The organism is Nostoc sp. DedQUE05 (genome assembly GCF_034530955.1).
GTDB lineage: Bacteria > Cyanobacteriota > Cyanobacteriia > Cyanobacteriales > Nostocaceae > Nostoc.
In genome coordinates, this window is sequence record NZ_JAVRCB010000031.1 from 89,726 (window position 1) to 99,217 (window position 9,492).

At 43.9% G+C, this 9,492-nt stretch carries 4 protein-coding genes; 3 read left to right on the forward strand and 1 reads right to left on the reverse strand.

The features are described 5' to 3' along the window. Positions 1-310: 310 nt before the first annotated feature. Both smc and RMZ42_RS22445 read left to right on the forward strand, forming a co-directional pair. Complete coding sequence (smc, locus tag RMZ42_RS22440) at positions 311-3,976, forward strand: chromosome segregation protein SMC (protein ID WP_322673484.1); 3,666 nt, start codon at positions 311-313, stop codon at positions 3,974-3,976. A 63-nt stretch (positions 3,977-4,039) separates the two neighbouring features. Then, the gene (locus RMZ42_RS22445) at positions 4,040-5,035 is read left to right on the forward strand and encodes a PRC-barrel domain-containing protein (RefSeq protein ID WP_322673485.1); all 996 of its coding nucleotides are present in this window, start codon (positions 4,040-4,042) and stop codon (positions 5,033-5,035) included. 343 nt (positions 5,036-5,378) lie between these two features. On the opposite strand, the gene RMZ42_RS22450 is transcribed toward RMZ42_RS22445, so the two are convergent. Beyond that, the gene (locus RMZ42_RS22450; protein ID WP_322673486.1) at positions 5,379-7,346 is read right to left on the reverse strand and encodes a putative bifunctional diguanylate cyclase/phosphodiesterase; all 1,968 of its coding nucleotides are present in this window, start codon (positions 7,344-7,346) and stop codon (positions 5,379-5,381) included. Between the two features lie 249 nt (positions 7,347-7,595). Between RMZ42_RS22450 and RMZ42_RS22455 the strand changes: the two genes are divergently transcribed. Next, the gene (locus RMZ42_RS22455) at positions 7,596-9,320 is read left to right on the forward strand and encodes an ABC transporter ATP-binding protein (protein WP_322673487.1); all 1,725 of its coding nucleotides are present in this window, start codon (positions 7,596-7,598) and stop codon (positions 9,318-9,320) included. Positions 9,321-9,492 lie beyond the last annotated feature (172 nt).

Here is a 9,492-nt window from a genome sequence, read left to right on the forward strand (position 1 = left end):
TCCTAAGATCGTTCTGGTTGAATAGTTGTAATTTAGGACTGATGCAAAGACACGCAAACGCAGAGATTTTTGAATTATAAGTAATTAGTCAGACATGATATTATCTGCTCTGGGAAAATTTTGACGATCGGTTTGCGACATCAAAATTTTTGCCGTACACTGAGCGATCGCCTCTGGTAAGCCTTTTGGCTGAAGCTTGCAGGCTCACCGCAACGCGTTTACTATAATTTTCAATTCTCCGCCTTACCCTCTTGCGAATTCTTAATTAGTTGATACACTTGTTCTTCATTAGCCCAGGGAACCAGCGCCTATGGTGCACATCAAGCGCGTGGAACTTACGAACTTCAAATCCTTCGGTGGCACTACTTCTGTCCCTTTGCTACCGGGGTGTACTGTCATATCTGGGCCAAATGGTTCGGGTAAGTCTAATATCTTAGATGCATTGCTCTTTTGCCTGGGACTCTCCAGTTCTAAGGGAATGCGAGCCGAACGCTTACCGGATTTGGTAAATAACACTCAAACGGCTAAAGGACGTGCTTCGATTGAGGCTAGCGTCACGGTAACGTTTGATTTGTCAGATGAGATATCACACAAAGACGCAAAGGCACAAAGGGAGGAAGTAGAGGAAGTAGGGGAAGTAGAGGAAGCAGGGGAAGAAAATCTAAAATCCAAAATCGCTCGACTGAGCGAAGCCGAAGTCCAAAATCCAAAATTGGACGAGTGGAGTGTTACTAGAAGGCTACGAGTCACTCACCAAGGGACTTACACATCGAATTACTATATCAATGGTGTACCTTGCACGTTAACAGAGTTGCATGGGGAACTAAGTAATCTACGGGTTTATCCTGAAGGCTACAATGTAGTACTGCAAGGGGATGTCACCAGCATTATCTCGATGAATGGGCGGGAACGACGGGAAATTATTGATGAATTAGCTGGGGTGGCAGCGTTCGATCGCAAAATTGTCCAAGCCAAATCAACTTTAGATGAGGTGAAGGAAAAGGAAGATAGCTGTCGGATTATTGAAACGGAATTAACTGCACAGCGCGATCGCCTTTCCCAAGATCGGGCGAAAGCTGAGAAATATCAAAAACTCCGCACAGAATTTCTAGCAAAACAATCCTGGGAAGCTGTATTATCATGGCGATCGCTACAAGCACAACAAGAAAAATTAGTTCACGAAATTCAAACAGGCGATCGCAATTCTACTGAACTCACTACCCAACTCACCAACCTAAATTCCGAAATCGTCCAAAAAACTGCTGAACTCGAACAACTCAATGCCCACGTCAAAGCATTGGGAGAAGAGGAACTTTTGGCGGTACAATCTACCCTCGCCACCCAAGAAGCAGAACGTAAACAACTCCAGCGCCAGCTAACGGAATTACAAACAACTTCCCAAGAAACCGCCAAACGTTTAGCTCAAACTCAGCAAGAGATTGAAAAACACCGCCATTCCCTACAAGAAATTTCCGAAACCCAACTTGTAGAGACGCGATTCATCGCGTCTTCCCAGCAACAAAGAAATGAAGCACAACAATCTCTAGAAACCTCCCGCGAAGCCGCCGCAGAAATCGCCTCGGCTTCAGAAGCCTGGGTGCAGCAACAAACAGCATTCAACCGTCAAATAGAAGCTTTGCTGCACACTCTAGAACCGCAACGCACCGAACAAGCACAACTCAGAGAACGCAATAATCAGTTACAGCAGTTAATCCAAGAGCAAACCCAGTTAATTGAACGCGACGAACCGCTATTAGCCCAAAAACAAACTGAATGTAGTCAAATTGAAACAGAATTTAACACCTCTAGCGAACCCATCCAAAATTTAGCCCAAAATCTCTCAGCCACAGAACAAGAACTGCAAATCCAACAGGAAACCCAAAAACGGTTACTTTCCGAACAACGAGAAAAACAACGCCAGTTGGATAAAATCGAGGCGCAAGCGCAAGCACAGCAAGAAGTCCAAGGAACTCAAGCTAGTAAAGTTATCTTACAATCAGGAATGCCTGGTGTTTGCGGTTTAGTGGTGCAGTTGGGACTAGTGGAACCCCGCCATCAGCTAGCCTTGGAAATGGCTGCTGGGGGACGCTTGGGACATATTGTGGTGGAAGATGATAGCATCGCCGCAGCAGGTATTGAATTGCTCAAACAAAAACGTGCAGGGAGGGCAACTTTTTTACCACTGAATAAAATTCACACTCCCAAATTTACCCAAGATGCAACGCTGCGTTTCGCTAGCGGTTTCGTTAACTATGCTGTTAACTTAGTCGATTGCGATCGCCGTTACAAAGATGTATTTAGCTATGTTTTCGGCAACACGGTAGTATTTGCCAACCTAGAGGCGGCGCGGAAAAATTTAGGACTTTATCGCATCGTCACCTTAGACGGGGAACTCTTAGAAACTAGTGGTGCAATGACTGGTGGTAGTAACACTCAGCGTTCGGCGTTACGGTTTGGTACGGGTGAAGCGGCGGAATCTGATGAAGCGATCGCTTTAAAAAGTCGCTTGGTGGACATTGAGCGAATTTTAGAGCGTTGTACAGAAGCGATCGCTACTTTGTCAGCCAAAACCAAAAAACTCACCCAAGAATTAACAGAAGCGCGTCAGGCGCGGCGCGAACAGCAGTTGCAATTGGAGCAGTTGCAAAAAGATATTAAGAATTTGACAGCGCAATTAGAGGGAACGCGATCGCAACTCGCCCAAAACAGCGAAAAATTAGCCACAGCTCAATCCCGATTAGAAATTTTAGAGCGGGAATTACCTGGACAAGAAAATGAGTTGCAACAATTGCGACACGCATTAGCAGAGTTAGAAGCATCCCAAACCCCCAGCGAATGGCAACAAATTCAGGCGACTATTAAAATTCAAGAGCAACAATTGCAACAACGCGAGACAACATTACGCGAAGCCGAACAAAGATTAAAAAATTTAGAAAATCAGCAACAACGATCGCAAGAAAAAATCCAAGAAGCAGAAACGCGAATTACCGAATACGAAACCCAACAAACCTCTTGTAGAGACGCGATTCATCGCGTCTTTACACAAACCACAACGATAGACGAGCAAATCACCCAAACCCGTTTATCGTTGAGTCAAATGGAGCAAAATTTAGGCGAAGAGAAACAAAAACGCGATGCTACAGAACTAGAAGTGCGATCGCATCTTTTGCGCCAACAACAATTGGAATGGGAAATCGAAAAACTCCAGGAAACCCAAGAGAAGCGCCGCGAAGAACTAATTGCATTACAAACGCAGTTGCGGGATGTGGGAGCAGAATTACCAAATCCCTTGCCAGAAGTTCCAGATAAGGTAGATTTGGAGGAATTGCAGAAAGAATTGCGATCGCTTACCAAACGCTTACAGGCAATGGAACCTGTGAATATGCTGGCGTTGGAAGAATACGAACGCACGCAAAACCGCCTCCAGGAACTCACGCAAAAATTAGAGACACTAGAAGGAGAACGCACCGAACTACTTTTACGAATTGAAAACTTTACCACATTGCGGCAACTTGCCTTTAAAGAAGCTTTCGATGCTGTCAACGAAAACTTTCAATCAATTTTTGCCATTCTTTCCGACGGCGACGGCTTCTTGCAACTTGAAAATCCTGAAGATCCCTTTAGTAGTGGGCTAAATTTAGTCGCACATCCAAAAGGTAAACCCGTACAGCGCCTAGCTTCCATGTCTGGGGGAGAAAAATCACTCACAGCCTTGAGCTTTATCTTTGCCCTGCAACGCTACCGCCCATCGCCATTTTACGCCTTTGACGAAGTAGATATGTTCCTAGATGGAGCAAACGTAGAGCGATTAGCTAGAATGATTAAACAACAGTCACAACAAGCGCAATTTATAGTTGTGAGTTTGCGTCGTCCGATGATAGAATCAGCCGAACGCACAATTGGCGTTACTCAAGCACGAGGAGCTTACACTCAAGTTTTGGGGATTAAATTACAATCATCCAATACATCTGCTTGAGTTTTTGTTAATAATAGTGTATAGATAAACCAAACCGGATTCGAGATCAGGACTCGGTATAGAATGACCTCCGAACAGATAATTAGGCGTTCCGACATATTAAATACCCAGGTGATTACCCGCGACAACGGCAAGCGGCTAGGCATTATCAGTCAAGTCTGGGTTGATATCGATCAACGAGAGGTTGTGGCTCTTGGTTTGCGAGACAGCCTGATCTCCATTTCGGGCATACCGCGCTATATGTACCTCAACAACATCAGCCAGATTGGTGATGTCATCCTGGTTGATAACGAAGATGTCATTGAAGATATCGAAGTTGAATCTCTCAGTAATTTGATTAACTGGGAAGTAATTACAGAAACAGGTGAAGTCTTAGGCAAAGTTCGGGGCTTCAAGTTCAACGGCGAAAGCGGGAAGCTTGAATCTATAGTGATTGCTTCTTTAGGATTGCCCCAAATTCCCGATCAATTTCTGAGTACTTACGAGTTCTCAGTCGATGAAATTGTCAGCACAGGCCCCAATCGATTAATTGTGTTTGAGGGAGCCGAAGAACGAGTAAACCAGTTGACAGTTGGTTTACTAGAACGTCTGGGTATCGGCAAAGCACCGTGGGAGCGAGATATAGAAGAAGAATACGGCTATACTCCACCGCGTACAATTGCAGCACCCAATCAACTGCCTAGCGGAGTGCCATTGCAGCCACCCAGGCAAAAAGTTCGCGCCCCCGAACCCGTAGCGCGGGAAGAAGAATGGAATGAAGACTATGTGGAAGAGGAAAGGCCACAGCGTCAGGTAATGAAGGCGCGGCAGTATGAATCTATTCAATACGAAGAAGATGAGGAAGAAGATAACTGGAGCGAGGCAACAGGCAACGACAGGTATCAACAACCGCAGCCGCTAAAATATGAAGCCCAGCCCTATAACAAGCCTTATGTTGACGAATACGATGATTATGACGACGTAGACGGCGATGCTTGGGAAGATGCGCCAAAGCCTGTGAATATTCCTAAGAAAGTCAAGGAAAGACAGCCAGAATACGAAGAAGAAGGCGGATATTAAGTAATTCGTAATTCGTAATTCGTAATTCGTAATTTAACCGGAAAATTACGAAGTATTTTAAGATTAATTCAGCCCTTTCCTTAGTTACAAGGAGAGGGCTAATTTTTTAGAACGTAGTGAGAGTGTGTTAGCGACAGCATAAGGCACTGTTTATTTGTATTAGACTTCTTGCAAAAATCCTTGAATTACCCCTCCCCAACCCTCCCCTTGTGAAGGGGAGGGAGCAAGATTTCAAGTTTCCCCCCTTTATAAGGGGGGATTAAGGGGGGTCTATTCCACTTATGCAAGAGGTCTATCGATCGATCTCGCCAGTAAATTGGCAATTCCCTTTGCACAAGATCCATCACCACTGAGGATTTGCCATAATTAATGCCGTCGCCTGAGAGCTATCTAATGGATGGGAGAAAAAATATCCCTGCCCATATTCACAGTTCAACTTTCTCAACATTGCTAGTTGCTCTTCTGTCTCTACCCCTTCGGCGGTTACATCCACACCTAATTTGTGTGCCAATGTAATAATTGTCTGAACAATATCTAAATTTCCATCATCAAAAATGCTTCCGCTAACAAAAGAGCGGTCTATCTTCAACTGATTAATTGGAAAGTGGTGGAGACGACCTAATGAGGAATAGCCCGTACCGAAGTCGTCAATTGCCAACTTAATTCCTAAATTTTTCAGTTGCTTTACCCTGATAATGGCTTGATCGTGATTTTCCATAATTACGCCTTCTGTAATCTCCAGCGTCAAATTCGGTGCGGGGAGTCCAGTGTCTTGGAGAACTTTATTGATGTGCGGCAGCAAGTTTTCTTCACTGAACCTAGTAGTACAAAGATTGACACTAATGGTCAAGGGATATTCAGCCAGTTCACCACAGCTAGAGGAGAATTGCTCTTGCCATTGATGTATCTGATGACAAGCCTCATACAAGACCCACTGCTCAATAAGGATAATTAGCCCGGTTTCTTGAGCAGCTGACATGAAATACTCTGGCAAAACAATGCCGTGTTTTGGATGTAACCAACGTATAAGCGCTTCAAAACCAGTTATCTTGCCATGACTGAGTGACACTATCGGTTGATAATAAATCCGAAACTCTTGAAGTTCAATGGCTCGGCGTAGCTCGTTAACCAACTCCAAGTGTGCCATTGCTTGAATATGCATATCAGGGTTAAAAATCTCATAGCAGGCCCTGCCTTGTGCTTTAGCTCGGTACATCGCTATATCAGCGTCACGCAAGTAATCTTCTGGTTGTTTATAATCTGTTATGTTTAAAGCAATGCCAATACTCGCTGTAGTAGAGACTTCGTGCCCGTCCAGAACCAGAGGAAGTGACAGATTCTTTTGTACTCGCTCAACAACCCCTACCACTTCTAATACATCTCTAATTCCCACTAGCAAAATGATAAACTCGTCTCCTCCGAGCCGTGCAGCTATATCTGTAGAGCGCAAGCATTCTTGAAGCCTTTGAGCAACGGTAAGCAGTAATTGATCTCCAAATGTGTGCCCCAGGCTGTCATTGATCACCTTAAAACGATCTAGGTCTAGGAACAAGACAGCAAATAGATAATCTGAATGCCGTTGGGAATAATTGACCGCATCTTCTAAGCGGTTCATAAATAAAGCGCGGTTTGGGAGTCCCGTCAGTACATCGTGAAACGCAAGATGCAGCAGTTGTGACTTGGCTCGTTTATGCTCTGTAATTTCACTCAGCAATTGCTGATTTGCTTTTGCCAGTTCCTCTGTGCGTTTTGCCACTTGTTCTTGTGCTTGTTTAGCTTCGCTGAGATTACGCAGCAACAAACGCCAGCCTACCAACTTTTCTTGTAAGTCATACACTGGAGATACGCTGATACTAGCAGGAAAGGATTTACCCAAGCGTGGCTTTATATCCATTATGTAGTCCTGTATCTGCTGTGAATTATTGATCAGGGAGCGAAATATCTGACGGTCTTGTTGAGCAATAAACACAATTAATGGTTTACCTACCAGATATTTTTGGCGTATGGAGAGCATAGTTGCTGCTGCATAGTTAGCCTCTAGGATCTTCCCGACGGTATCAGTTACTAAGTAGCCATCCGGCGCAAAATTGAATAATTCTTGGTAACGCTGGCGTTCTCTCTCTGCTCCGGCTCTTGTTAGCTCTAACTCCTCGGAGGCAGCCAATAGTTCTTCCACTGACATTTGGAGTTCATCGAAAGCCTCTATTATTAGCTCTTGTTGTGAGTTCGGTTGAGTTGCTGTACGCTGCCATATTTTCCGTACCCGCGATCGCAATTCTTCTATCTCTTGGCCAAAGTTATCTACATCCATATTGCTCGAGCTGCAAAACTATGAAGCGTAGGTGGAAGTAATGGTCAAATCTAAATATCAGTATTTATTAATACTAAAAACCTGTCATCTATAGCAGGGTATACTTTTAATATTTATACCAATTCTATGTATGTAGATTATTTTGACCTGAACGCTAAAACAGTTTGTAACTAATTAGTAAACTATTCAGAAACTCCCTAAAAACTGCTAGCGTCAAACAAAGTAAAATAGCGTTGTGGATCTTCAAGCTTGAAAACCCGTTCTAATTACTGGCAATTGCTACCTTATATCCGACTCCAGTGGCAAACCATTACCAAGGGAATTATTGGTATCTTGGGATACGTGCTGGCGACTTTAGTATTAATTAATCTCGCTGGTAAATTGGCAATTCCCTTTGCTCAAGGTAATGTAGTCGCGATCGCTCAAATAACTGGCAGCTGTGCTTTAGTATTTCTTGTTCGAGGCTTGTTTCAGTCTATACAAGATATGTACATGGCAAAAGCTGCTTTGCGAGTTGCTTTTCATCTCCGCCAGCAAGTCTACGCGCATCTTCAAAAGCTAAATCTCAGCTATTTTGAAACGGCAAAAGCTGGTGATTTATCTTACCGCCTCACGGAAGATGTTGACCGCGTTGGCGAAGTGGTAAATAAAGTATTTCACGACTTTATCCCCTGTATTTTGCAGCTGCTAGCAATTCCGATTTACATGATTTATCTGAATTGGCAACTGACATTAGCAACAGTGATAGTTGCGCCACTCATGGGTATTTTAGTTGGCTGGTTTGGCGAACGTTTACGCAAATATTCCTTAAAAAGTCAAAATCGCGTGTCGGGTTTATCAGCCATCCTCGCGGAAGTTTTCAACGGTATTCGTTTGGTACAGGCTTTTGCTGCCGAAAATTACGAAATTGCCCGCTTTGGCCATGAAGCAGAACGCAGCCTGAAAGCAAAATACTCAGCCGAACGCCTGAAAGCGATTCAGATTCCCATCATTGGATTTTTGGAAGCCTTAAGTGCCTTATCGTTACTGATTGTGGGAGCTTGGCAAATTTCCCAAGGTAACTTGACTGTGGCGAATTTTTTCAGTTATCTGGCGGCGGCAGCGCTGTTAATCGATCCCATTGGTCATACTACTAACAACTACAACGAATTTAAGCAAGGTGAAGCATCTGTTGACCGCGTTTTTGAATTGATGGCAATTCAGCCGACGGTAATCGAAAAGATAAATGCGATCGCTCTCCCCCCAGTTCAAGGCAAGGTAGAATATCGTCATATTTCCTTTGCTTATAAACCAGGTGAACCCGTATTAAAAGATATTAGTTTATTGGTATCGCCAGGTGAAGCGATCGCTCTTGTGGGTGCTTCTGGTGCTGGTAAAACTACATTTGTGAATCTCTTACCCCGTTTTTACGACCCCGAAGTTGGGCAAATCTTCATTGACGATGTTGATATTCGAGATGTGAAGTTGCATAGTCTGCGGCGACAAATTGGGATTGTTCCTCAAGAAACCATCATCTTTTCGGGGACGATTGCTCAAAATATCGCCTTTGGACAATATATTTTTGACATAAAAGCAGTTAAGGAGGCGGCGAAAATTGCTAATGCCCATCAATTTATTAGCCAACTACCAGAAGGTTATAAGACTTGGGTAGGCGAACGTGGGGTAAACTTATCAGGTGGACAAAGACAAAGAATTGCGATCGCTCGTGCTGTTTTGCTCAATCCCCAAATCTTGATTCTTGATGAAGCGACATCAGCTTTAGATTCCGAGTCAGAAGCACTGGTACAGGAAGCGCTGGAAAGATTGATGGAAAAACGGACAGTGTTTATTATTGCTCACCGTTTATCGACAGTTAGAAGGTGCGATCGTATTTTAGTTCTCGAACAGGGACAAATTGTCGAATCGGGAACCCATGAAGAATTATTAGCTCTAGAGCGTCGCTATGCGCGGTTTTATGCCCAACAGTTTAGTTAGAGGTAGGGGAAGTTCGAGGTTTTAAGACAACTGAATTAGTCTCCCGCTTCAGACCTATCCAACATTTATTGAATATCCATAAGGGACTTCTAAGAAATAAATTATCCATCTTGTGGAGTGGGCATCTTGCCATTGGTGTCAAGTTAAGGCAGATGCCCAAATGTCAAGTGAC